General features: G+C 40.1%; 30 protein-coding genes and 1 pseudogene. 9 read left to right on the plus strand and 22 right to left on the minus strand.

Annotation, left to right across the window (positions count from 1 at the left end):
- Positions 1 to 173 precede the first annotated feature (173 nt).
- Positions 174 to 353, minus strand: a pseudogene (locus tag IFO66_RS22550) (VOC family protein); the annotation flags it as partial.
- A 28-nt stretch (positions 354 to 381) separates the two neighbouring features.
- The gene (locus IFO66_RS22555; RefSeq protein WP_192027271.1) at positions 382 to 1020 is read right to left on the minus strand and encodes a histidine phosphatase family protein; all 639 of its coding nucleotides are present in this window, start codon (positions 1018 to 1020) and stop codon (positions 382 to 384) included.
- 300 nt (positions 1021 to 1320) lie between these two features.
- Here IFO66_RS22555 and IFO66_RS22560 point away from each other — a divergent pair, with 300 nt between their 5' ends.
- A complete protein-coding gene (locus tag IFO66_RS22560) occupies positions 1321 to 1752 on the plus strand; it encodes an ester cyclase (RefSeq protein ID WP_192027272.1) in 432 nt (143 codons plus the stop codon).
- A gap of 213 nt (positions 1753 to 1965) precedes the next feature.
- Here IFO66_RS22560 and IFO66_RS22565 read toward each other — a convergent pair whose 3' ends face one another.
- The 10 genes from IFO66_RS22565 to IFO66_RS22610 form a co-directional block, all read right to left on the minus strand.
- A complete protein-coding gene (locus IFO66_RS22565; RefSeq protein ID WP_192027273.1) occupies positions 1966 to 3111 on the minus strand; it encodes an ABC transporter permease in 1146 nt (381 codons plus the stop codon).
- The gene (locus IFO66_RS22570) at positions 3108 to 3980 is read right to left on the minus strand and encodes an ABC transporter ATP-binding protein (protein WP_192027274.1); all 873 of its coding nucleotides are present in this window, start codon (positions 3978 to 3980) and stop codon (positions 3108 to 3110) included. The genes IFO66_RS22565 and IFO66_RS22570 overlap by 4 nt, the downstream gene beginning before the upstream one ends.
- Positions 3952 to 4848 carry a hypothetical protein gene (locus tag IFO66_RS22575; protein ID WP_192027275.1) on the minus strand — a complete coding sequence of 299 codons (897 nt, stop codon included), beginning with the start codon at positions 4846 to 4848 and terminating at the stop codon, positions 3952 to 3954. Before IFO66_RS22575 ends, IFO66_RS22570 begins: the two co-directional genes overlap by 29 nt.
- On the minus strand, positions 4826 to 5395 hold the full coding sequence (locus tag IFO66_RS22580) for a sigma-70 family RNA polymerase sigma factor (RefSeq protein ID WP_192027276.1): 570 nt from the start codon (positions 5393 to 5395) through the stop codon (positions 4826 to 4828). Before IFO66_RS22580 ends, IFO66_RS22575 begins: the two co-directional genes overlap by 23 nt.
- Before the next feature lie 413 nt (positions 5396 to 5808).
- Positions 5809 to 6969, minus strand: a complete 1161-nt coding sequence (locus tag IFO66_RS22585; protein ID WP_192027277.1) for a YecA family protein — start codon at positions 6967 to 6969, stop codon at positions 5809 to 5811.
- 323 nt (positions 6970 to 7292) lie between these two features.
- Positions 7293 to 8465, minus strand: coding sequence for a serine hydrolase domain-containing protein (locus tag IFO66_RS22590; protein ID WP_192027278.1), 1173 nt, complete (start codon positions 8463 to 8465; stop codon positions 7293 to 7295).
- Positions 8466 to 9266: 801 nt separating this feature from the next.
- Positions 9267 to 9449, minus strand: coding sequence for a hypothetical protein (locus tag IFO66_RS22595; RefSeq protein ID WP_192027298.1), 183 nt, complete (start codon positions 9447 to 9449; stop codon positions 9267 to 9269).
- A 196-nt stretch (positions 9450 to 9645) separates the two neighbouring features.
- Complete coding sequence (locus tag IFO66_RS22600; RefSeq protein WP_192027279.1) at positions 9646 to 10152, minus strand: mismatch-specific DNA-glycosylase; 507 nt, start codon at positions 10150 to 10152, stop codon at positions 9646 to 9648.
- Between the two features lie 29 nt (positions 10153 to 10181).
- Positions 10182 to 10805, minus strand: coding sequence for a response regulator transcription factor (locus IFO66_RS22605; protein WP_192027280.1), 624 nt, complete (start codon positions 10803 to 10805; stop codon positions 10182 to 10184).
- 325 nt (positions 10806 to 11130) lie between these two features.
- Entirely contained in the window at positions 11131 to 11286 is a 156-nt protein-coding gene (locus IFO66_RS22610) for a hypothetical protein (protein WP_192027281.1), read from the minus strand.
- 79 nt (positions 11287 to 11365) lie between these two features.
- Here IFO66_RS22610 and IFO66_RS23945 point away from each other — a divergent pair, with 79 nt between their 5' ends.
- Positions 11366 to 11470: a DUF6254 family protein gene (locus tag IFO66_RS23945; protein WP_225445996.1), complete on the plus strand. Its 105-nt coding sequence runs from the start codon at positions 11366 to 11368 to the stop codon at positions 11468 to 11470.
- Between the two features lie 137 nt (positions 11471 to 11607).
- Here IFO66_RS23945 and IFO66_RS22615 read toward each other — a convergent pair whose 3' ends face one another.
- Positions 11608 to 13578, minus strand: a complete 1971-nt coding sequence (locus IFO66_RS22615) for a methyl-accepting chemotaxis protein (protein WP_192027282.1) — start codon at positions 13576 to 13578, stop codon at positions 11608 to 11610.
- Between the two features lie 371 nt (positions 13579 to 13949).
- Between IFO66_RS22615 and IFO66_RS22620 the strand changes: the two genes are divergently transcribed.
- The 4 genes from IFO66_RS22620 to IFO66_RS22635 all read left to right on the plus strand — a co-directional run bounded on the left by IFO66_RS22620 (position 13950) and on the right by IFO66_RS22635 (position 15317).
- Positions 13950 to 14081, plus strand: coding sequence for a DUF1540 domain-containing protein (locus tag IFO66_RS22620; RefSeq protein WP_084508819.1), 132 nt, complete (start codon positions 13950 to 13952; stop codon positions 14079 to 14081).
- A 210-nt stretch (positions 14082 to 14291) separates the two neighbouring features.
- Positions 14292 to 14591, plus strand: coding sequence for a hypothetical protein (locus IFO66_RS22625; protein ID WP_192027283.1), 300 nt, complete (start codon positions 14292 to 14294; stop codon positions 14589 to 14591).
- Positions 14592 to 14663: 72 nt separating this feature from the next.
- The gene (locus IFO66_RS22630) at positions 14664 to 14840 is read left to right on the plus strand and encodes a YjfB family protein (RefSeq protein WP_192027284.1); all 177 of its coding nucleotides are present in this window, start codon (positions 14664 to 14666) and stop codon (positions 14838 to 14840) included.
- Between the two features lie 144 nt (positions 14841 to 14984).
- Entirely contained in the window at positions 14985 to 15317 is a 333-nt protein-coding gene (locus IFO66_RS22635; RefSeq protein WP_192027285.1) for a DeoR family transcriptional regulator, read from the plus strand.
- Between the two features lie 80 nt (positions 15318 to 15397).
- On the opposite strand, the gene IFO66_RS24275 is transcribed toward IFO66_RS22635, so the two are convergent.
- The 3 genes from IFO66_RS24275 to cysC all read right to left on the minus strand — a co-directional run bounded on the left by IFO66_RS24275 (position 15398) and on the right by cysC (position 18225).
- The gene (locus IFO66_RS24275) at positions 15398 to 16900 is read right to left on the minus strand and encodes a stalk domain-containing protein (RefSeq protein ID WP_192027286.1); all 1503 of its coding nucleotides are present in this window, start codon (positions 16898 to 16900) and stop codon (positions 15398 to 15400) included.
- A gap of 241 nt (positions 16901 to 17141) precedes the next feature.
- Positions 17142 to 17552, minus strand: a complete 411-nt coding sequence (locus IFO66_RS22645) for a thiol-disulfide oxidoreductase DCC family protein (protein ID WP_192027287.1) — start codon at positions 17550 to 17552, stop codon at positions 17142 to 17144.
- 73 nt (positions 17553 to 17625) lie between these two features.
- Positions 17626 to 18225 (minus strand): adenylyl-sulfate kinase, encoded by a 600-nt coding sequence (gene cysC / locus IFO66_RS22650; protein WP_192027297.1) that lies wholly within the window; start codon positions 18223 to 18225, stop codon positions 17626 to 17628.
- A gap of 234 nt (positions 18226 to 18459) precedes the next feature.
- Between cysC and IFO66_RS24160 the strand changes: the two genes are divergently transcribed.
- From IFO66_RS24160 to IFO66_RS22665, 3 genes are all read left to right on the plus strand, one after another.
- Entirely contained in the window at positions 18460 to 18906 is a 447-nt protein-coding gene (locus IFO66_RS24160) for a general stress protein (protein ID WP_192027288.1), read from the plus strand.
- Positions 18907 to 18964: 58 nt separating this feature from the next.
- A complete protein-coding gene (locus IFO66_RS22660) occupies positions 18965 to 19294 on the plus strand; it encodes a YflT domain-containing protein (protein WP_192027289.1) in 330 nt (109 codons plus the stop codon).
- Positions 19295 to 19630: 336 nt separating this feature from the next.
- Positions 19631 to 19990, plus strand: a complete 360-nt coding sequence (locus IFO66_RS22665) for a hypothetical protein (RefSeq protein ID WP_192027290.1) — start codon at positions 19631 to 19633, stop codon at positions 19988 to 19990.
- A gap of 84 nt (positions 19991 to 20074) precedes the next feature.
- Here the strand turns inward: IFO66_RS22665 and IFO66_RS22670 are convergent, their stop codons facing one another.
- From IFO66_RS22670 to IFO66_RS24430, 6 genes are all read right to left on the minus strand, one after another.
- Positions 20075 to 20935, minus strand: a complete 861-nt coding sequence (locus IFO66_RS22670) for a CPBP family intramembrane glutamic endopeptidase (RefSeq protein WP_192027291.1) — start codon at positions 20933 to 20935, stop codon at positions 20075 to 20077.
- 25 nt (positions 20936 to 20960) lie between these two features.
- On the minus strand, positions 20961 to 21611 hold the full coding sequence (locus IFO66_RS22675; RefSeq protein ID WP_192027292.1) for a TetR family transcriptional regulator: 651 nt from the start codon (positions 21609 to 21611) through the stop codon (positions 20961 to 20963).
- A gap of 189 nt (positions 21612 to 21800) precedes the next feature.
- Positions 21801 to 22778, minus strand: coding sequence for a hypothetical protein (locus IFO66_RS22680; protein WP_192027293.1), 978 nt, complete (start codon positions 22776 to 22778; stop codon positions 21801 to 21803).
- Between the two features lie 207 nt (positions 22779 to 22985).
- Positions 22986 to 23594: an undecaprenyl-diphosphatase gene (locus IFO66_RS22685; RefSeq protein WP_192027294.1), complete on the minus strand. Its 609-nt coding sequence runs from the start codon at positions 23592 to 23594 to the stop codon at positions 22986 to 22988.
- Positions 23595 to 23935: 341 nt separating this feature from the next.
- The gene (locus tag IFO66_RS22690) at positions 23936 to 24613 is read right to left on the minus strand and encodes a hypothetical protein (RefSeq protein ID WP_192027295.1); all 678 of its coding nucleotides are present in this window, start codon (positions 24611 to 24613) and stop codon (positions 23936 to 23938) included.
- A 457-nt stretch (positions 24614 to 25070) separates the two neighbouring features.
- Positions 25071 to 25175, minus strand: a 105-nt coding sequence (locus tag IFO66_RS24430; RefSeq protein ID WP_192025633.1) for an IS3 family transposase, incomplete at its 5' end; no start/stop codon positions are given.

Consider the following 25175-nt stretch of genomic DNA (forward strand, 5'->3'; position numbering starts at 1 on the left):
TGGACGACAGGGAAAAAGTACGTAGATCTCAATGCGTACCATACTTGGCGACGTCCTCAAACCAAATAGTGGATAAACCATTTTGACGGCGAGGAATTTACACATAAATATGGACTTGACCCTTTCAGCTAAGAATAGATGCACTTTTGCAGTTATTTTGCTATTAGGGCTGCGTAGGATTCATGTATCTCGTTCCGTGGTATATCCGGTTCTTCATTTAAAGCAATCCATAGTCCATGGAAATCGAAATAAGCAAGCTTACGACCTACAACTAACAACCTCGCATCAAACACTTGCTCATAGAAGGCCACAGACTGCTCCAAATTAGAAACAGAAAAACAAATATGATTCATGAGCCCTAATTTCATCATAATACCCTCCTCAGCTCGGAACAGGTTCTTCTTTGTAGTGACTTGTATCTCCATGCAGCAAAATGCTTGGCTCATCACCTACAAATTGCACTTTGCATAGGCAAGCTGGATGAATATAAGGAAGGTCCCACAGCTTATTCATAGCCCGCCCTTCAAAATGAGCCATAAGCACCTTCACGACCACCGTATGTGTAACGATAACAATCGACTTCCCTCGATGCTCACTAACGATCTCATTCAGCTTGCGAACAGCTCGTTCAGATACTTGTTGAAAGGTCTCGCTATTGTCCACTCGGAATTGATCTGGGTCCTTCCAAAAATGATCGAACTGCTCTGGATAGCGCTCTTTCGCCTCCGCTTGAGAGATGCCTTCCCAACTACCTAAGCCAATCTCTTTAAAATCATCCGTATCAATAATATCAATAGATCTTGATCCTCTTATAATCTCAGCTGTTCGATGCGCTCGCCCGCTAGAGCTCGAATACATCGTATCAATGGTTTCATTCGCCATCGCCTCTCCTAACCATTCCGCTTGCCTCACACCAAACTCCGTCAAAGGAGAGTCTTGATGACCTTGCAATCGATGCTCCACATTCCATTCCGTCTGTCCATGTCTAACGATAGATACGGTAGTGATATGATTTGCCACGCTAAAAACCCCTCTCAAAGATGTATCTTGCTGCTGTTGCAACCTATCCAACTACTCTACTTGATGCACAAAATAGCTTGCCTATTTCCGATATAGAATCTTAAAAAACTTACCTATGAAATTAAAATTACTATACCATATTGCACCAATCATCTAAAATCGTCATACTAACATTCATGAAATAAGCTGCTGATCAGCTGTATATCTCACTATTTCGCGCCTTCAACGAATGTGTAATAGCGCCTATAATAGATAGAATACGATTAGCACATAGTACTTATTCATAAAGGAGAGTTTCTCATGACATCAGAACACGTTGTTAGACAATTTTTTGAACAAGTACGCTCCGGTAAAAAACCAGATTTCGCAAATCAATTCATGGCAGAGCAAGTATTAGCACATCAAATTGAATCCGAAGAAGAACAAACCGTATTGCGAACACCCCAAGAGTACGCTGAACACGTTGTCGAGATGTTGGATGCCTATGGTCAATTTTCAATAGAAATTCAAGAGTGTTTAGCAGCCGGGGATAAAGTATATGTACGATGGAAACAAACAGGAACACATGTAGGAGAGGTTAATGGATACCAACCGTCAGGGCTCCCAGTCATCCAACTGGCCAGTGCGGTATATCGAGTAGAAAATGAAAAAATTGCAGAGTATTGGATTCAAATAGATCGGGCGGGAATTCAAAAACAATTAGAGTACAATAAAAACAGGACCGGTAGTTAACTAAAGAAAATAACAAACTTACCTACCGATCATCATTTTATATGTAAGGACCTGTAGTAATGCAGCAATGCAACTAAAGCTAGCCTAAACATACAAGTGCCAATCTACTTCGTTCCTCACTGAACGAAAATAGACTGGCACTTTGTTATAAAATAGTTCACATCCACTCATAAATGAGTGCCTGTTTTTTCTATAAGGCTTTTTAAAATCTCACTAACAAGACTGACGTCTGCTAAAGATTGCACGAGTTCCCCATATTAGAGCTAGCGTAACGATAGTTACTACACAAAGCGCAACAAATGGATACAACACTGGCTCTCCACCCACATTCACTGCCTTAAAAGAACTAAACATGTTCGAAACCCGAATAAATTGGCTATAGCTGTACGTCACCAACCATTCGGTTATGGGATGACGAACATTTCTTACGTCCAATAACAAGTAGGGAATCGCAACAATACTTCCTGAGATCATAAACGTTATAAATGATGAATAACTAATGCTAGAAATAAACATGACCGCCATCGCGAACGCTATACAGCCAAGCGCATGTATCGTAAGTTGAATCAAATAATACTGCCCAACCGTTAAGGAAAACGGTGCATGTTGAAAATCAAATGTATCTACATACCGTGCCAAACTATATAGAGGTGTTTGAGAACCGTCCAAATTACCAAACAAGAACGCGTGTACACTTAAGGTTAGCAAAGCAAATACACTAGAAAACGCCAACGTGTAAATAATAGCAGCATAACATTTCGCAGATACTAATTTTCTTCTTCCATGTCGGCTGCTTAATAATAAGCTGTCCACCCGCGAGGAATATTCAGATGAATACAAAGGAGCTATCCCAATCAAAATCATAGCCCCCATAAATAAGACGCCAAGTTGATCATGCATATACATGATGTTTGCCCACGGTTTGTTGTAATACACTTCATCTGAAGGAACGCCTTTATCGATCAACAGCTGCTCCGCTAAAGCTATTTTTTTGTATTCGAAAGTATTTTGAGCATAGGTCGATAACTCTTCACGAATTTGTTCAAGAGAAGCTGCATAATGCTCTTTTCTATGTTGAACATGAGCAATGTCATACAACAATCCCAATTCGTGCAGTGGCAATCTATCGCTCATACTTTCCTCTTTTTCCATTGCCTTTCTAGATATGCTCTCTACTTTTTTATAATCCGCTTCTGTCATACTTCGTGCATATGGGTGATAGATCTTAGAAGCATCCACATATTGCTCCTGATTGTAAAATAGAATCCACCCATACACGCACATCAACAGTAGAAAGACAATCAGCACACTTTTTCGCCAAAATAGTTTAATCAGTTCATATTTCAACAGTTGTCTCATACGGCAAACTCCTCATTGAAATAGTACGAATACAAATCCTCCACGCTTGGACTTACGAGCTCTGCACCTACAATCGGCTGTTCCTGGGCTAGAATTCGCACTTCAATTCCTTCTGCTTCCCTGAGCACATTGCCAATCCTATACTTCTTTTTCAATACAGCAAACTGTTCCTCATCTACGCTGGCCTTCCACACGACACCACGTACGTTCTCCAATAAAGATACAAGCCGCTCCTGTTTCAGCAAACGTCCTTCCTTTATAAGTAATAGATCTTTCGCTACGTACTCGATATCAGAAACAATATGCGTGGATAAAATAACAATTCGATTACTAGACATCTCTGATAAAATATTGCGAAAACGGATACGCTCCTGAGGGTCTAAGCCTACAGTTGGCTCGTCCATTACAATTACCTTTGGATCGTTCAACAATGCTTGCGCAATTCCGAGCCGTTGTCTCATACCACCGGAATATGATTCTATTTTCTGCTTAGCTACATCACGCAAACCGACCAACTCCAGCATTTCACCCACTTTTAACGCCGCAGTCTTCTTATCTAGTCCTTTCAAAGACGCTATGTACATAAGGAATGCACGACCTGTAAATTGCCGATAAAACCCGCAATGCTGTGGCAAGTAGCCCAGTAAGTCACGGTATGACTCCCCCATCGCACCAATCGGTTGACCATTTAATTGAATGCTGCCCGAAGTAGGTTGCAGCACATCCGCCAACATGCGCAGCAGCGTCGTCTTCCCAGCTCCATTTGGTCCAAGTAGCCCATACACGCCGTAATCCAGCTCTGCCGTAACTTGATGAATCGCCCATTTATCATTGTATCGTTTACAAATATTCTGAATCGTCAGTTCCATAGTCTAAGCTCCCCTCTATAAAGAGTGATTGTTTGCGCAATATAAGCACTGCTTGTCTTACAAAGAGCAGTACAGCTCCTACATTGACGATAATCGAAACGAATATATGCACATCCATCAGACGCTCTACCATCTCTGTGTTGGTTAGTCCTATCAGCCCTAATGTCACCCATATCGAGACGACAACCATCGGAACAGCATTTCCGCGTATTCGCATCGTGAACCAAAGCGAGACACTAGCAACGATAACGAATGGACTGAACCAGCTCAACGTCAAACTCCAAAATGATAGATCGTCATGAACGATGTACATCACAGCAGATAGACACGTATTTAACACAAGACTGTTCAATGTGATGAATAACAGGCGCGACAGCATGATTTCATGCGCGGATATTTTACAAGCCAGTTCAAGCTCGAGAACGCCCTGCTCTCTTCCTTTAAATACTTCAAGCATACCTACTATAAAAGGTAGCGGAGCAAGCATGATCGCTATCATGTGCGGCATCTGCTGCGCAGTAACAGCTAACCATATTCCTGCTCCAAGCAGAAAGAAGCAGCACAGCCAATACCATTTGCTAAACATCACAACATCTGCTGCTGCACGCTTCAACATATAAACCCATTTGGACGATTCACGCTGAATATAAGTTGGTACCCCAGAATTAGGTTGAGTTTGATCACTCTGTATCTGAGTCAGCTTCTCGGGTACATATAGCCGCAGGGCTTCAACCGTCTGCTCGATCTTACTCTCAGCTGGTAACTCAACCCGATACTGCTTTAACATTGGAGCCATTTTCTGAAGCTCGAATTCTAGTTCAAGCTCCACGTCGAAGTCAGGCCTTTCACCCTTGCTTCCGATAGTCACGTTCATCACCTCCTGAGAGCAATATTTGCTTCAATTTAGACAATCCTGCACGGATACGAGATTTTACGGTCGATTCATTTGTACACGTCATATCGGCAATCTCTTTAATTTTCAAATCGTGATAATAGCTTAAAATAATAGCTTCTCGCTGATTATTAGGTAGAGAGAGCACAGCTTGTCTCGCTTGCTCCTGCTGATACTGTGACTGGAACAAGTCCCATACATTGCTGTTGTCATCCGCTATATTTGTATCCAATTCGCCCGTTGCCTGTTGATGCCGATAATGCTTGCTACGGTAATAATCCAAGCAATGATTAACGGCGATCTTGAGCAGCCAATGTTCAAACTTGCCTTGTTGACGATATTTATCCAACGATTGCATCATCTTTATAAACACTTCCTGCGTCAAATCATAAGCAGTATGATGATTTCCAATTTTTCGATAGATGTAAGTGTAGATTAACGAGTAGTGGCGCTTTACTAGTACTTCCATTGCAGCTTGGCTACCATCTCGTATTTCCGCGATAAGCTCCTCATCTGTTAGCACAGCTCTCAACCCCCTATGTATAGTAACGAGACTTACAGGAAAAAAGATGAATTTTCCGCTAACATTTATTTTGAAAAAATAAAAAAACCGAGGATTACCCTCGGTTTAGCATCTTATATTCATAAAACCCACTACGCACATATTAAACCCTGTACTAGACCATATAACAATTACACCTTAGAGTACCTACGCAAATTCTTCTAACGAGTGCCGCTGACGTTATTTTCGTGTAATCATTCGTTTTTAATTTGTAACGGTTGCAGTTGAGCTTATTTTAGCCACAATCGCAAATAAGAGCGCTAAAACCAACAAATAAGCTCTCTCACATCCGTTACATTTCAAAATCGCCTCATTTAGACGAAATAGCCTCCGTGGCAACCGTTAGCGTAGGTAGCCAGTAGTAGGCAGTATCGCTATACTGAACTCCCACAACATTTTTTGTGTTTTTTCCCACTTCCGCAAACACAAGGCTCATTTCGCCCAATTTTGAAAACATTAGCATGTTGTTTACTACCACCCGATGCTGCCACATCGTCTCTATTGCTCAACGCCCGAAGCTCAACAGGAGTATACCCGCAATTTGACCATATTCGCGTATGATTATAAACATCAATGACGAGGCTTGCTACTTTTTGTACCTGATCATAATTTTTGAAGTCTATTCCTCTGCTTGTTATTTCATCTATTGCTTGTTGCATAGGGAGTTCCATCGAACACACAAGTTGTATATCATCTATTATGTAATCTGCGTTCTCTTCATTTTGACGGAGTTCCTTCTGAATGAAACGTTTAAGCTTAAGCAATTGGGGAGTTATTTCATAATAATCGGATGCAGCATACTGAACGAAAATTTCTTTCTCCGGCATATAATACGGCTTGCCTTTAGATCTAGCTAATAAGTCATCTAATTCATGCATGGTAGCATCTTCAAAATAATCACTAACGAAGTAATCATCATGCCAATAAAAGCTCTGCAACCTTTGACTACAGAATGAATCCACCTCACATAATTTCTGCTCCGTAATTTGATTCATATGATGTGCATTATATAGTTGAACAACTAGTTCAGGTTTACAGGCTCCGTACAAATTTACAGCTGACTTAATATATTTCAGTATTTCTTGCTGATCTTCTCTACTCTTGAATAGATGATGCCAATCAAGCTTCTTTACTGCTTCTTTCGTTTCAAGTGGAATAAAGTACTCATACTGAGTGTCATCATGCCAAATACAATTTACAATTCCCCTATCAATAAGAAATCTAAGCTTGAACGGCATAATTTCACACAGAATTCCCGTCTTTGCCCGCATGACATCCTGGTAAAAGTCATACTCTTCCTTTTCTAGTAAGAGCATTGTTTCTTGCAATACATTCGGATCGCTAATAACTTTAACTAATGCCGATATGAGCTCTGGCTTCTTCATTTTGGATCGACCCGCTATTCCATGAATGATAGCCTTTTGCATCAGCATTTTTTTGGTATGCTGCATAAGTACATGTCCAAGTTCAAAGTTAGATACGTGCTCAAGTACGTAATCACGATTTATTTCTCGATGATATGCTGCAATGTCCATATTCCTGCCTCACTCCATAACCACATTTGATCCGTATACTCTAATACAGCTTGTGTGAACATAAATTTCATATTTCTGTGCATAAAAGCTCAAGCTGAACTTACTATTCTCATCATTACTATCTCATACAACATTCATACAAAACAACGACAACGTCTATTTTGCACGGTAAAAAGTTAGGAACAACCATACATTACTGCTAAGATTCAATTTAATTTAATATATACAAATAAAGAAATAGCGATGAAGGATGGTCGAATGGAACTCGATAACAACCGAAGTAAGCGAACTAGTGGTTGTAAGTGCATATAGAGCTAGTTCATTCAATATTCCGCAAATGCCGTCTCAATAATAGTTATAGTCGGGTTCTCTACGTTCTCAAATGAAAGCACATTCATATTTGTAGCTATTACATGGTTCCCGCCCTTTTTACCACCCACATAAGAAGCCCACCCATCTATACTGCCTCCATGTCCCCAGAGCGACTGTCCGTTCGGTAACATTTGTTCCATAATACCAAGCCCATAATTTATACCATAACCGGTATCTACTACTGTAAACATCTCTTCCATTTGAGACCGATTCAACAACTTACCAGACAGCAGTGCTTGAAAAAAGGTATTCAGATTGTCAGCAGTCGAGATCATATCCCCAGCAGCAAATGTGAACGACGGATTGATCTCCGTCACATCATGAAACTGCCCCGCCTGATACATATACCCTCTCGCATGAGACCAAGGAATATAACTTGTTTGGTTAGGCACATAGGTTCTTGTTAGTTGCAAAGGCGTGAGAATGCGCTGCTGCACTTGGTCACCATATGTTTCTCCCGTAACTTTTTCAATGACGAGCCCTGCAAGCACATAATTCGTATTTGAATATTTCCAGCCCGTGCCTGGAGCAAAGTAAGGCGCGTGCTTCAGCCCTTCTTGTACCAACTTTTGAGGTGTAAATGACTGATACCTGTTTTGTGCGTATTTGTTTATAAATGCTAAATCTGTATGATTGGCAACACCACTCGTATGGTTCAATAATTGCCGAATTGTCATTTGATTACCGTCATACCCATTTCCTTGCACCACACCCGGCAACCATTTTTCTACCGAATCATCCAAACTGAGTTTGTTCTCGCTCGCCAGCTGCAACAATACAACGGCTGTAAATGTTTTTGTAATGCTGCCGATTCGAAATGCATTTTCCACTTTAATGATCTGTGAATCATGCACACTGGACTCGCCCGCGGCATAAGCCTGTCGTTGTCCATTCTTCAACTCCACCGCAATAATACCTGGAATATGCGGCAAATTCGCACCGTTCTCAACCGCTTGTTTAACAGCAGATCTTTGATTTGGTACAGATATAGAAGATTGTGATTGTACTGCGTTCGCATGAGCTTGTTCTTGAACAGGCAACACGATTGTTAAGGCCGCCGATATTGAGAGCGTGAATAATAATCCTTTACGCCACCATGATGTCGTCGCATATAAGTTGGTCATCTTCATCTTACTCCCTTCAATCCTTGAAAGTTTAGATTAGAGTCGTCCGCAGCTTCTGCTTGTTGTGAAATAGATATCGAACGTCATCCTGCTCGCACGCTATCTGTTACATAATGATTAATGCCGCAGTTGATTTTCATCCAATAAGACGGGAGTCGAGAACACTCTCCTTCATACACTCTATGATGTGCCGTAATTTTTGAGATGTTATTTTGAGGGCTTCACTATATCAGGTCACATTTCTAGAAAACCTATTCGACGCAATAGACCATATCATAACTGCACCTCAGAGTACTCTCGCAAATTTTTCTAACGAGTGCCACAGACGTTATTTTCGCGAAATCGGTCATTATTAATTTGTAACGGTTGCAGTGGAGCTTATTTTAGCAATAATCGTGTATAAGAGCGCTAAAACCAATAAATCGTTCGTTACATTTCAAAATCGCCTCATTTTGATAAAATAGCCTCTGTGGAAACCGTTAGCACAAGCAGGAAGCAAGCAGCATCGCTATACTGAATTCCCGCAACATTTTTTTGTGCTTTTTCCAGCTTCCACAAAAACAAGTTCATTTCGCGCATTCTACAATGACAGCGTCTAAATTTACAGTATAAAAAGTTGAATATAGCCCCACATTACATGCACTATTCGACTTCATATATACAAATAGAGAAATGGCGATGAAGGAACAACTCCTACATCGCCATTATTTCATGATGCCCCATGAATTCATTTCTCTACCATACTACGTCACTTCAACCACTAATGCTCTAATGCTCTATATAAACTTGCATCACTAGCCACTACCGAGCGCCTTGTAGCTCATAGTTATTCGCATGCCATTCCTTCACCATCTGATTGAGCAGAAATTGATCCTGGTTACTCAAGCCGTACTGATTGTCATGCACCAAATACTGATGAATATTTCGTCGCAAAATTTCATTCCGTCTGTCCATCATTTCGATCTGTTCTGTCGTTTGTATCACCAAATCACTCCAATTAACAAGGATTTCCTGTTAAGGATAGGTCCAGTTTACAGGAAATCCTCCCCAATTGAAAATTGGATGTGAAAGGATTACTTCCCATTTGCAAGAGTGAGCAGGGCTGAGCCTGCCTCAGCAGGTCGAGATATACAATTACGCACAGATCCTCACGAATCCTGACGATAACGACAAAAATAGTCTAGTCCAAATGCTCATGCAGCCTCGAGAAAATAGCAACGATCTCGTCCAATTTCATCCGTACTAGTCCACTAGATGATGGCGCAACGAACTCCCGTATCCCTTCTACAACAGGCGTTTCCTGGAACCCCCACTGTATGTCATAACGGGCACTATATTTTTCATACACACCTTTCCCAACAAAGCATACGATCTTCGGGCGATATGTACGAATCTTGTCTCGCAAAATAATTCGTCCTTCTGCGTATTCCTCAGCTGTTATATCGGCTGCTGCCAACGTTGGTCGTGCAACGATATTTGTAAATCCATACCCTAACTCCAGCAAGTCTTGATCTTCTTCTGGACGATAACGCCGCGGCGTTAATCCTGCCTCATAAATGATCGTATAGAAACGATTACGCGGATTCGCATAGTGGTGTCCTGTCTCTCCTGAGCGTAAGCTCGGATTAAAACCGACGAACAACAGCTTGAGATCTGGCTGGAGATGATCATTGATGGCTGCTAACATAGTTGTTTCCTCCTATCCAGTACGCCCTACTAGCTCACAGGACCAAGCAGCCCGAGCTCATAGCCTTTGGCAACAGCACTGCCGCGGGATTTAACCCCCAGCTTCTGATTAATCGAAATAATATGATGCTCAACCGTTCTCATACTAATCGCTAATTCATAAGCGACCTGCCTGTTATTTTTTTCTTCTGCGATGCGTCTAAGCACTTCTCGTTCAATAGCAGACAATTGTTCCTGCTTCAAAGGATTGGTCGGACGGCTAGGAGATAACATGTTGCAGCCTTTAGCAACTTGTCTGATCGTGTAAAGAATTTCTTCGTAGGGGGATTGCTTAGAGATATAGGCATTGATACCAATTTGAAAAGCTTTCTGAATGAGTACGTTATACATGTAGCCTGAAAGCATGACGATCTTCATGGAAAAGGATTCAAGCTCCTTTAACTTAGAGGATAATTCGAAACCGGTCATATGAGGTAGCGAAGCATCTATAACGATTACATCAGCTTGGAGTTGGGGCATATCTTCCAGCAGGAGCAATGGATCTGTATAGCTTGCTACGACTTCTATATCCGGTTCTAGTTGCAGCCGATTATGAATCCCCTCAAGGACTAGGGGGTGATCATCCAATAAAATAACTCTTATGGATTCATTCATGAATAATTCCCTACTTTCGAATTAGTTACATTATGTATGAATTACAGGCGGTTAGTAAGCAACAAATATCGAGAATAATGCTTCTTATTCATGTCTTTATGTTCATGGTATATTCGAACTCGCATGAATGGAGGGTAAAACGAATGACTAGCTTGGAGATCGCTAATGGGGAGATGAAAAAAAAAAAAAAAAAACAAACACTTCTAAAGAGTATAATATACACAGCTGTAATTGTAAATTATTTCATTAACAAATCCTTACTCCTCAGAAAGTTATAGCGCTTATCTATAAGATGACACAAATGATGGAAAAACGCAAGATCAGCTTAGCTTTTATGCGCTGTTAAACACGCCACATATTTGTCAGCATAGGAACGGTCCATCAAACCTATGCTAAGACCACTTCTTGATTCGCGGTTCGCCGCCCGCTTAACAAGAAGCAACGGGCTCATATCTATCGCTTCATCGTTAACAGTTGCCAAGCTTCCATCCGTAACACGTAATCAACTTGCTTCAAAAGTACCACCGCATCTCCATCATCAGAATAAGGGGGATTTCTTAATGTCCGTACAGAAACGCCGTCGGGAAAATGCAGACAAAATCCGCAAGCAAACCCCGCATCCACACGGTAAGATCAAATCTTTCCGTGAGCTGTCCGAACAGTAACGGTGCAGACGCAAGCGACTTATCGCTTGCGTCCTCCCTTATACATGTGTAGTATAACCCAACTCAATCATGATCATGAAACGCACGAATCAACCGTAAATTTCGTGTCCGTTAATGAGTATCGCAGTGTATCAACACTATAATTTGAATCGAGATGCAGACTCCTGCAACGTTTCAGCAATCTTGGCAAGATGAGCAGCTGATGCAGCAATCTCCTCCATGGAGGCTGTTTGCTCTTCACTTGCCGCTGCTACCAACTCGATTTCTTCCACCGATTGTTCAATTAATTTACCCGTAGAATCAAATGAGGACAACATCGTCGCATTGGTTGAACGCAAATGTCCGCTGCGATCTGCAATACTTTGCATATGGAATGCCATTTGTTCCAACGAAGCAAATACTTCATTAAGCTTATGTGTAACAGATAGCGTTTGCTCATGACCTTCCTGTACAGAAGTAGCGCTCACCTGCATCGTTTCATATACAGTGTTCGAGCGATCCATAATCTTCGTAATCATATCCGTGATTTGGGAGCTAGCTTGAACCGTTTGTTCCGCAAGTTTGCGTATTTCACTTGCAACAACCGCAAATCCACGACCGTGCTCACCAGCATGTGCAGCTTCAATGGCCGCATTAAGCGCGAGAAGCTGTGTTTGTGATGCGATATTTTGAATAAATGAAACGATTCCCTGTACCTGCTGCGCTTCTTCATTTAATGCTTCACTTTCAGCACTGGCTTGTACAGCATGTTTCTTCATATTTTCCATCTGCACACCGACGTTGAACAATTGGTGCTGACCCTCAGATGCCAAGCGATTCACACCTGTTGTAGTTGCAGAGGATTGTTCCACCATTTGTACGATTTCCATTAGCTCATATCCAGCTTCCCTGGCTAAAACTTGCACTTCTTGCAAGCTTTCGCTCGTCTCCTCGGTTTGAGAGGATACTTCTTGCAGAGATTCCGACACTTGTGTAATCGTACTCACATTTTGATCTGAATTCGCTGACAGCTCTTCAGAAGCAGCTGAAACATTTTCAGAAGCCTCCATAATCTGCTTCATCATTTCAGATAGAGATTCGGACATCTCATTGAAATGGTTCTGTAATTGTCCAATTTCATCCGTTCGCGTGCTGTGCTCCGTACGAACCGTAAGATCACCAGCTGCAATACGTCCAGCAAGTCCTTGAATATGTCCAATCGGGCGAATAACACTGCGGACAATGACTACAATATAGAACACCAGCATCGCAAGTAATAACACAACGAAAATGAATGCAATTTGGTAAAGGCCATATATCAGCTCCTCCACTTCTGCTAGCGGAAGCACTGCTACAATATTTAGCCCCAGCAAGTTGCGTTTATCAAAGCTGACATACTCTTCTTTCCCATTTGTCATAATGTTCATATTGCCATGGTCGCTTGCTTTAAATGGAGCAAATTGAGCATCCGTAAGCTTGTCTCCAAATTTCATTTGTGGATGAACAAGCACATTGCTATCTTGATCCAGTAAACTTATGTATCCTGATTTACCTACTTTGTAGGATTTAATTAAATCGCTAAAATTATCGATCGACACGTCAATGCCGACTACACCATCATTGGCTGCTAACGTTTTGGAGAAGGTTATGACGATTTTCCCGGTCACTTTATCTTGATAAGGCTTAGAAATAATAACTTGTCCTTTTGCCTTCATAGCATCCTGATACCAAGGCCGTGACTTCGGATCAAATCCTTCCTGCAGTTGACCCGTACTCTCATAGTATTCATTCTTATACGCAACGAACACCGCCAACAGGTTGTTCATATCATGCGACACATCACGTACTCGATTATGTAAATACGTCGGATTCGCTCGGTCTGGTGTTATGCTTTTAATTAATCCATCCAACGTATGTGCATAATTATCGTAAGCTTGATTCAACACCGTTGTAATCGTAGCCGTTGATTGCTCGACATCACCGAGCAGTGTATTTTCATTTTGATTAACCGCAAAATTTGTTATCGCAAACGTCATTGCCAATACAGGTATCATCACTAAAAGTATTAATCGTACCAGCGTTTTCTTGGCAAGTGAACGATAATAAGCCTTTCTCCACCTATTAAGCACGGCTTCTCCTCCTAAATCATGCATGAAAATATCTAAATGCCCGTATACGATTTATCGGAGGAATATTCGAAATATGAATAGGCAGAAAAATGTAATTGCTGGGATTAATATTTATAAATTATTAACAATTTTATTATCTTATATCTATCCTATCTAACATGTGTAAGTTAAGCAACTTTATCTCCCCTCCCTAAAAACCGCACGGTGATAGTGATTATCATTATACTGAGACTAATAATCAATTCTATTATCTATAATATTGTCAATATTAATTGAAAAAACTGTATCACAAATTTAAAAATATAAGTTATGCTACATACATAAGAAAACAACAAATAAACAAGCACCTTACTTTTGAGGAGGAACTATAAATGTCTATTATCAAATGCCCAATCTCTGAATGTGTGAACTGGAAAGAAAACAACTGTGGAGCTTCCGTCGTACAAATCAAGCAAGAGAGCGCTGAATGCCTAACGTTCGAAAAGAAAGAAAACAGAAAGTAATCTAGAAACATCATTTGTCTTGGAGACACACTCATCATGAACAGTCATCCATATAAAAGCCCCTTCCTTATGCTGCACATTGTAATTCGTTCATGCGAATGACAACGCACATAAGCGGGGCTTTTTTGCTGTCTATTTTTTTGGATAAACCTATTATGAATAGAAACGTATATACAATAGAGAGGTAGAACCAATAGGAGGTGAACGTTCATGGGGGATTTAATTAACCTCATTCTGCTTGTCCTATTTACCGGCTACATTTGCTATAAAAATAAACATAAAATAACGTACCTTTCACCTGCACAAGCGTTCGGAATCATTGTTGCCTTTATTGGTATTACAACGATCTCGGGCTTGGTCTTATATTATGGCGGTCAATGGTTGGTATCCTACATACATATGCCTATTCTTGCATTTGTCGTGAAGATTGCCATTATCATTATCGTGATAACATTGGCTTCTTTAGGACTCCATGCGATCATACTCGCATTCGGAAAGAAGCACGATTAGCTTCTAATTTATGGAGCACACTCTCATCGCCTAATCTGCCGATAACATAACTATAAGGAGGTGTTAGGTAAGATGAATGTAGCTGCAATGTCCGTTCGTATGAATCAGAACATGTTATCCCAAGCCGTCAGCCTTCGGGTCACAAAGATGTCGCAAGACCTAGCCAAGCAAGCTGGTAACGATATGGTCCAACTACTGCAACAAAGTATGCAACCGAATGTAGGACGTACTATCGATATCAAAGTGTAAACGCTTATTTTTCTACCTCCCTCCACACCCCTTTTGAATACCATAACAAACAAAAAATGTAATCTTTCACGTTCTAAACCATGTGACAAGCACATACATTTGGATATGTACCATAAATAAAAAGTTGTGTGGAGGGAATTCCAAATGAACGAATTAGCTCGTGAATTTATTGCCAGTATTCGATCGGAGAAAGCGCCTTTAGACGGACAAAAGCATCGCTCTAGTGGAAACTTTAGTACAGAGGTTCTTCCTCCAGGTACGAAACGCTTGCTTTGGGAAGTAGAAGGCGGTGGCGTAGATCCATACGATATTTCATTCGATGTAAAAAGAGATGTCTCCGCTGGAACCGATCCTACGGAACTACAAGATGTGATTACAGGCAATGCATCTAGAGTGATATCCGCCCGCTCCTTATATATCGCTAATCCAAAAGGCGCACAGTCCTCCTTCATCGTGAAAGTATACGCAATCACGTAATTACAGCTCTCCCATAGATAAATAAAAGGGGCATGCCTCGCGTCTCACTGACGAAGGCTGCCCCTTTTTCTCATGTACAGCTATTGCATCGCAATTGAAATTTTGTCGTCCTGCTTCGACCAGTTTACCTTAGCACCAAGCGTCTCACTGACGAAACGCAGTGGGAGAAACGCGGTATCACCAGATATAAACGGAGCCGTTTGCAGCTTCACTAATTTATCATTCACTTTCGTCTCTCCAGTAGCAAAGTTAATAGAGATGACGGTTGTCGTTTCATTGGCTTGCTTCTGCGTAATAAGAGCTTGCTTATTTTCGGCATTCCACTTAATTTCAGCACCCATGCTGCCAAATACAGAACGAAGCGGAATAAAGGCTTGGTCGTTGCGGACAATAACACCGTTCGTCAACGGTACGGACTTACCATTCAATTCAACGACAATTGGCTTTTGTACAGGAACTGGCTTGTCATAACTAAACTCGTAAGTACCGTGACCAAGCTGTGCGTGCTTGTTAATCCCCCATCCCCATAATGAGCCGTCTTTTTTCTCAAAAATGATATGTCGAGAACCAGAAGCTACTTGCACGACATCCTTCGCTAACCATTCAAACTTTGGATTGGATGGCATCTTCTCGCGTTGAAACGTTGTTCGGAATACATCACCATTTTTCGTCCAAGCTAGCAAGTCTCGTTCAACAATGAAAGCCCCTTTAACTTCCGAAATCGTCTTAAGTTGAACAGGATTCACCCCTGTATCATATTTAGTACCATCCGATTGCCCCGTTACGGTTCCACTTAAAAACCATAGTCTAGCTTGCGAATCAATGGCTACTTGAGTATCGTAGTCCGCGTATATGCTTTCCATTTTCTCAATACCTTTTACAAGAGATGGAACAGCCTGTTCCACTGAGGATACCTGCTTAGGAAACGCCCATAATGAACCATTCTTTTGTAAAGCAAGATTGTTCTTAATCTCTACAATATCCTTAAGTATCGGTACTTGATTGACAGGAGTCGACTGATTTATTTTACTCTGCCACACCGTGCCGTCTTTTTTCAATGCGAGCCAATATGACTCTTGACTCTTATTTGCAATATGATACGAATAATAACTGAGATCGCTCACTTCCTTTAGCCCCTCTATCGGAACTAACAGATCGGATAGTGGTTTTTCCAAATCTTCATTGTCTAAGTTTAAATCATAGACTTGCCCTTTCTGATCAAGCAAAATGTATTTGTTATAGCCATTACCAATGACTTCTTTGACCCCATATAACCCCTCTATCGGAATAACTTCTTGTTCTCTTGAATCCACGAAACTTTTTTGTAAAAAATATACGGAATGATCTTTCTTCACAATAAAAGTATTGTCTACTATATAAGCCACATCTGATATGTCATGTACTTGCGTAGGAGCAGATTGCTGCTGTCCCCACACCCATACAGATCCATCCTTTTTAACAATCGAATTGGACTCAAAGTTAGTAATAGTAGACTTTACAACTGCGGGCGCAGCGTAAGCCGGAATTGCTGCTACTGATAATATAGATGCAATGCTAAGGCTAGCTATCCATTTCTTTATCACGTGTTTGTCTCTCCCCTTCTGTGTTCAAATCTGTGGACGTCTTATGTAGTTTGACGCTCGAACAAATTAGAAAGTTTCACCAATACATATTTTTGTAGAAAAATATATTTTTATCGCATTCCAATAGTCAGCTCCGTAACAGCAGCGAACACCAAAAAAGCCGACTATTTATGAACATAGTCGACTTCGCATAAAATCATCGTTATATTATCATGTTTATCCACACCGAAATCTTACCCACTCATCCTAAAAAACGTTTCCGTACATCAGGAGATGGCAGCATGCAGCTATCTTTTTTCCCAAACCATTTATACCTGTTCTTAGCTATTAGATTGTATACCGTATCTCTAACTACTCTCGGCACAACCAGCAAATAATAAAACAGCTTCCAGCCACCTTTCAGGCCTTTGCTAATTCGAAGCGCCGCAGATGACTTGACGTAATATTTCTCATGTTGAATCAAAATTACGCTATCGATGCGACTAGGCACGTTATAGTGATTCATAAGCTGCTGGCCAATTTCACTCTGAATAGAAGCGAACTTATATCGAGCTTGTGGATCTCGCTTAATAATGAATTGAACGCTGTGGTCACAGAAGTTGCATTCCCCATCGAATAAAATGACGTTATTGAGCTTGTCCACTGTATTCATGGCAACCCACTCCTTTATATGGATAATGATAACACCACAAGCCTGAGCCGCTCAATCACCGTCACTTCAACCGTTACATGATATGTCGTTTTTCCAGTTCTGTTACAATTCTATCCACCGCTACCGATACCGTTTCTATTTCAGTCATTATCGTCATTTCCGCAGCTTGAGGCTCCTCATAGGGCGCAGATATACCTGTAAAATGAGGGATTTGTCCGCTGCGGGCTTTTACATACAAACCTTTCGGATCACGGCGTTCACATTCAGCTAATGAGCAGCACGCATAAATTTCGATGTAAGGATGTTCGCTCAAAATATGGCGTGCCATCGCTCGATCCGTTTGATACGGAGAAATAAAAGCGTTAATGACAATGAATCCTGCATCCGCAAACAACTTGGATACTTCTGCAATTCTCCGAATATTCTCCATCCGATCCTGTTCACTGAAGCCTAAGTCCCGATTCAATCCCATTCTTACATTGTCACCATCTAGTACATAAGCTCTAACTCCATGTTCATATAGACTTCTCGCCAATGCATTTGCGAGGGTCGATTTCCCTGCACCAGATAGTCCTGTAAACCAGATCACTCCGCCTTGATGTCCATTTAATAACTCTCTTTCGGTTTTGTTTACAGAGGCAGAGTGCCATTGGAGATGATTCCCGCTCGACATGTTGTCCATAACATGCAGCCACCTTTCGCGATGATGATAACAAAGAGCGTAGACCCGACCTGTCCTTCTCCAATCATTATACGCTGTTTGTAATTGATGGTGCATGCGGATTGCATTTTATGCGTGATTATCCAAGCAATTTTAGTGATTATGTTTTAAAAAAAGAAAGCACGGGTACATCTAACTTAACCAAGGCAACAACCATTCACAAATTAATCTGGAGGTACTACTAACATGAAAAAACAAAGAATAGTAGGCTATTATCATTCCGAATCTGAAGCTATTTCCGCAATTGAAGAGCTGAAAAGACAAGGGTATACAACCAATGAAATATCTATTATTAGTAAGAGCAAGGAAGACACAACGGCCATAGCAAATGAGACAGGGACACAAGTAGCAGAAGGTGCAGCAACGGGCGCTGTAACTGGCGGCCTACTCGGTGGCTTCGGCGGATTGCTTGCAGGTGTAGGCGCTCTCGCTATCCCCGGCATCGGTCCCCTTGTTGCGGCAGGTCCGATTCTCGCAGGGCTAACAGGCGCAGCGGCTGGAGCAGGCGTGGGCGGACTGGCAGGCGCTCTTATCGGCTTGGGTCTACCAGAGGAAGAAGCACATGTGTATAGTGCGCACGTGAACGAAGGGAAGATTCTAGTTCTCGTCGATAACGAAAAGACTATCTACTAATTTAACGAATCAAACTATCATTAAATATATTATGGAAAAATACGAGGAGGTAATTATTATGACAACAGTAAATTTAACCGTTGAGAACGTGAGACAAGCGAAGAAAGAAGTGGAAAGATTAGAACTGCAAGGCTTTACAAGAGACCAGATTTATATTTTCGCTCATTCCAAAAAGCGAGGCGAGCATATTTCAGAGGCACTGGATACCGAAGAAGTTGGCATGAGCGAGCAAGGCTTTATTGATAGCATGAAAAATATGTTTAACTCCCGCGGCGATGAGCTTCGCAACAAAATGGAATCCGTAGGTTTATCCGCATATGAAGCAGATCGTGCAGAAGAGCAGCTAGATAGAGGCCGACTCGTTATTATTGCTAATAAGCATGTGTAAGGGTGTCATACCTGATACACTTATACATCTATATCAATAAGAAAATCAATCTCGGGGCAGCTAAAACGCATTGCTCCGGGATTTTTTTCATTTTATCCCCGTGGCATTTAAGTCGTACTGTTCTCTGAGATACTTTTTCAACGTAATTTCTTATATACTTCCTCATTGATTACCTCCGTGATACAGAGTTTTTGAGTAACGTCCCCGTTCATTCTGCTGGAAGCAGCCAAGTATGTCAATCTCACCTTATCCGATGTCTACCATTTAACAAGGGAAATACAGCATGTTATACTGGATATAAAAACCATAATAATCCAAGGAAATGGATGTGATTGAATGAAATATTCTTTGATAGGGTTAGTTCTTATTGTATTCGCGGGTTTTTTACATACATTAGAGCGTGTAGCAGCAAGGATAGGTTCATATATTGCCGTAATCGGACAACAAGGAGGCTATGACACTAGACTGGTATATCCTTCAATTGCTGATAACCTCTTCGTCTTATTGTCTTTAATAGGTGGATTAATTCTTCTCTTTATTTCATTACTCCAGAAAAAATCAACAAAATCCAAACTAAGTACACCGTCATATATAATGTTTTCTCACAACCAAGGTGTAGACGATGAAGTACATATAATAATAGGGAAAACTGATAAAAGAGCTGAAGTGGCTGACACTTTATGTTCCAACTGTTAATCGATATGATTTGCCTGGTCGTAAAAATACTCAGTAAAAAGGAGCTTCCTCCATGCAAGCTCCTTGTGTTGTGGACTAATTCTGTTATATATGTAACTGCTCGGTCTTTTGTAAGCTGCTAGCATTGCTATTCTTTACTTTCGGCTTGATCCTATGCAACAAAAATGAAAATACGAGTCCAATGAGAAGTGCTGGTACAAATTGCAGCGCATTAAATAAATCCGTCCTTACAATACCACTGTGTGCTACATCTGAAAAGAAGGTGTACGCCCAATGAAATAATACTATGGCAAACAAATTGTACTTTGTTTTGATATAGATGTAAGTATAAATGAAGCAACTGCTCGTTATCGATATCATGAAAGTGAAAAATAACTGTTGATGCTCCTGCTGATTCGTACCGATGATATAGAACAGTGGCAAGTGCCAGAAAGACCACACTATCCCAATGATTAAGCTCGCTATGTTAGGACTTACCATGTTTAATAATCTCTTTAACGCAAAACCTCTCCAGCCATACTCTTCTGATAATGGGCCAAGTATTAGCAAAGGAAAAATAGTAGGTAGTACAGACAATAATGCAGCATAATGAAAGTCTCCACCCAAAACTAAATAGATTGCCGTCCAAGATACAGAAAAATAAGCTGCTGTTAGAACAATGCCCAAAACCCATTTCAATCCAATTTTAACTTGGAATGCTTCCTTCATAAAGGGTTTAACTCGTTGTTTACCTTCAAAAATGGCAGTAAGAATGATACCTGTTATCGAAGGGACAAAGCCTCCCATTATGAATAATATAATGGCCCACACCGGTCCAACTGCTCCACCTTTAAAGCCGATAGTTGGAACTCCCCATACAGCAAGCGGCCCCCAAAATACAAAAAAGCTTAAGAAAATAGTAATGATGAAAAATACGATAACCTCTTTTAATTGTTTATTTTTCATACATAGTCCCCCAAGGAAATTTAGATTATTTAACCCCTAACATATGTACAACGGAGCAGGATATCATCTTAAACATCTGTCTGACATCAATAGGATTGGCATTGACGTTATAACATCTTTGCATGACTACTTTATGAACGGCACCATCAATAGAGGTCATAATAAAAGTAAAGATATCTTGCAGTGGAAAGAGAGCCTGAAACTCCTCCTTATTTACTCCCTTCGTTATCTCATTAAACAGTGTGCTTATGAAATATTGACCGTTTTCCTGTTCTGTGAGATTGCTTTTGAACTTTTCTACCTTTTCAGGATGATTGGCATAATATACAGTAAGTTCAAATTGAAATTTACCCAGTGTAGCTGGACTGTTATGAATATAATTTGCCAGAAAATCAAATAGAGCTTCGATGGTACGTACGGTTGTATCTGTATTTGCAATTAGCTCATCAATTTTATGCTTATAATTGTTTTTAGCTGTTTCCCTATTAAGTAAAGCGATAATCACCTCATCAATATCCCCAAAATATCGATATATCCCCCCTTTGCTTAATCCCGCTTCCTTAATCACATCTAGCATCGTCATTTCATATAGTGGTTTTTGTTGAAATACCACAAAGGCCGCATCTAAGATTTGCGTTTTCTTTTTATGAATATAGTCTTCATTTACTTTTGGCACGCGTCTCTCCCCTTTCTCAAAATGAGACAACTCTCATTTTTATATTCTTATCTTACTACCAATAACAGATAATGACAATACAAAAATAACCACCCCCTAATAAAATGATTAAGAAGTGGTTATTGCTCGATTTATTATGTATAGTAAAATGTCCTATTTGTTCTAAAATAAAAGGAGTTTTCTATAAACCTAGCGTCCATATACCGCTCTGGCTCTTGATGTTAAGAGCACTACGTTCTTATCGGCATCCAGTGTCACAGTCAATTCTATCTTGTTGTCTTTAATGAAGTAGTAGTTATTATTTGTGCTGTCCCACTTCACTTCCATGTTCGCAATATCCTTATTGAATAATTCCTTAGCGAGCGGTGCAACCACTTCTTTAGCATCCTTTTCCGTAATATCTTTATTGGTCGTTACCGCTTTACGCGTTTTATGATATAAAGTAGTGATCTTTCCCTGCTCTATTTCAAGCAGTACGTTTTTATCTTCAAGTGTCCAAGTAAAGCGCCTTAGATTAGCAGCTGTTACTTCCAAATCATGATTGAATACTGTTTTTACAGCATTTATTGCCGTTTCCAGCATCTTCGGATCTAGCTCGTCCTTGGTAAACTTTATTTCAAATGCACTAACTGCATTTTTAGGCATTTTTGGATGATTCTCTTTGAAGAAATATACGTCAAAATCTTTCCCTGTCAATTTATACGACAAAGGCACCCCTAGCTTTTCTTTTTTACCATCATAGCTTCGCTGCGCGATCACTTCTTTATCAAAGACGTATGTTTTATTGGAATAGGCTCCTTTCAACACATTCAGAACTTTCTCCTGATCCTGTTTACTGATTTTATCTATTGATACTTTTTCATTAATTTCCCATATAAATCCACTTCCGATGTTAAAGAAGATAGCATATTTTCCGTCTACTGATTCAACCTTTGCACTCGATGGGAATTCTGTCTTCTCACCGAAATTGTTCAGCTTGATCTCTTTCCCCGCATATTGTTTAATCGCTTTTTTCAACTTAACAGCCAGCTTGCTGTCGATCTGAACTTTCTTATCCGTTTGCTTCTTCTCTTGCGCCGCCTCGACTCCAGCAGGAATCAGGATTGCCACGCCAGCACACATACTAGATACAATCATAGTCGCTAGAATAGCTTTTTTTACATTCATATTAGTTCCTCCTATAGACTATTATTTATAACTACAAACGTAGTTTATTATATATTATATCCTTTGTCATATTATGTCAATGCATACACAGAAAGAGCAATGATTTATAGGGACTATATGCACTTCTCTGGAAGCTAATCATATATTCTCTTAACACCAAAACGACTGCTTACTATTAGAAGCAGTCGTTCTGATTATAGAAAAGCTCTAAACGCTTTTTGACTTGTTTTTCATTGTCCTTTTGAATAGAATTTTGCTTTCATATTTTTCATATAACTGTATGATGCTCTGTGTGACACTTCGTCTAGGGACTAATACATATATAAAAGTTGCAGACGCTAAGCTAATCCATATTGCTGTAAACACATCTAAAGGATAATGAACCCCAACCCATATACGGGAAATTCCGACTAGAACAGCTAACCATACCCATAACATGGACCAGCCTCTCTTAAAGAGCCAGAATGTAAAACAATAGGTAAAGAATAACATGGTATGATCACTTGGAAAAGAATTGTCTTTTTCTTTATGTACCAATGTATTCACGTCGTTTAATTCGTAAAAAGGTTGGTAATTCGAGTGAAATACGCCAGAAATCTTCCCAATCGCAAAAGCACATATGAAAGCGATTGATGCACAAAGAATCATCATTCTATTATCTTTATCTCTTGTAAACCAATAAACAAGAACAGTTAGCGCAAGTAAAACAACCATATATTCAGCTATAAAAATAAATGCAGGATTCAAAAACGGGAATTCTTTTCCTAAGTCATTAATCCACCTAAACAATGAATGATTCACTTCTGAAATGTCCAAATTCAACACCATCCAATCTCTTTTTAGAACATAATAAAAAAAGATTAGATGCTCTCCCATCGAATCAACTTACATTGTTTAGATTGAGCTTACATGTTTGCAACATATAGCAGCCCCAAACATATGTGAACATTTTAGGTTTGTGAACCACCTTTCCAGATTTAGATAGCAGAATGTACTAATTATTTCAAAACGTCTATTCTCCTAAATATGCATTCTACTACGGAGTGACTACCCACAATGTTTCTATATGGCAGTAGCCTTTAATTTTCTCGTGTCACTATTAAACAAGCCGTAGGATCATAGCTTTGATCCTCGGCTTGTCAAAGTAATTACCTTTATTATTTTATATCGCGACTCCACTCAACATAATGAGTAGGTTCTTGATAAGATCCCTTATACGGACCGTATGTTGTCGTAGACTGCCTGCCTTCGGTCGTGAATGTGCCGTAATCTAAGAATCCCGTATAATAGTAAATTCTTGAGAGAAAACTTGACGTTTCAGCCGGGCCATTCCAAGTTTCTTCTACCGTATAAGATCTTGATACTTCATTTGTTATACTTCCACTAATGGAATGCGATGCGCCTGATGGGACGGTTACTCCCCCTGTGAGGGTTACCGACCTTAACGTTTTATGTGTGAAGTTCTTTGTGATTTTTTTTGTAGCTCCTCGTGCAACCGAAATTATTTGTTTGGCTGCTTCGGGATTATCACGGCTTGAAATTTTTTTTACAGTTGTCCATGATATTGAAGCCGTGTTTATTGGTTGTTCTGCCTCATGTACATTATGAATGGTAATAGTGCCATTGCCAGCTTGTTTCGCTATCGCGTCTAATTGTTTTTTTGAAATTTTCCCCACAGCTTTCGGGCTAATTTTTACTGTAACAAGCTCACCTTCTACGAATGAAGTATGAACACTAGCGATAGATTCCTGAGAGTCTTTTGCTGATACATCCACTCCTAACATCGAAAAAGCTAAACAAAGTGACAATGCGAAACTGACAACTTTCTTCTTCAAAATACCACAACTCCTTAAAGGTTATTTATTTTAATATCCAGTACGAAATGTGATACTATATACTGGATATAAAAACCAAAAGAAATCCAGGGAAAGGATGCGATTGTATGAAATACTCTGTGGTGGGATTAATTCTTATTGTACTCTCGGGTTTCTTACACACATTAGAGCGTGTAGCAGCTAGGGTAGGTTCATATATTGCAGTTATCGGACAACAAGGAGGGTATGACACTACGCCGACGTATCCTTCTATAACAGATAACATCTTCGTTTTAGCATTTTTAGTAGGCGGAATCATTCTTCTCTTAATCTCATTACTCCAGAAAAAGTCAACGAATTCCACACTATAGTCTTCATTTCCATTTAGGAACATATTGAATAATGATGGTGATAATATGACAAAAAATAGTTTAGTATTAGCCCTAGTTATTACGTTACTTGGACTGTCAACACAAAATCAAACAACTTTTTTAAGGGCTTTTCTTTTGTAATTAACTGGGCTCATATAGCCTAATGTTCCATGTATGCGGTGCTTGTTATACCAATTGACATAGTCATATAA

Source organism: Paenibacillus arenosi, assembly GCF_014841135.1.
Lineage (GTDB): Bacteria > Bacillota > Bacilli > Paenibacillales > Paenibacillaceae > Paenibacillus_B > Paenibacillus_B arenosi.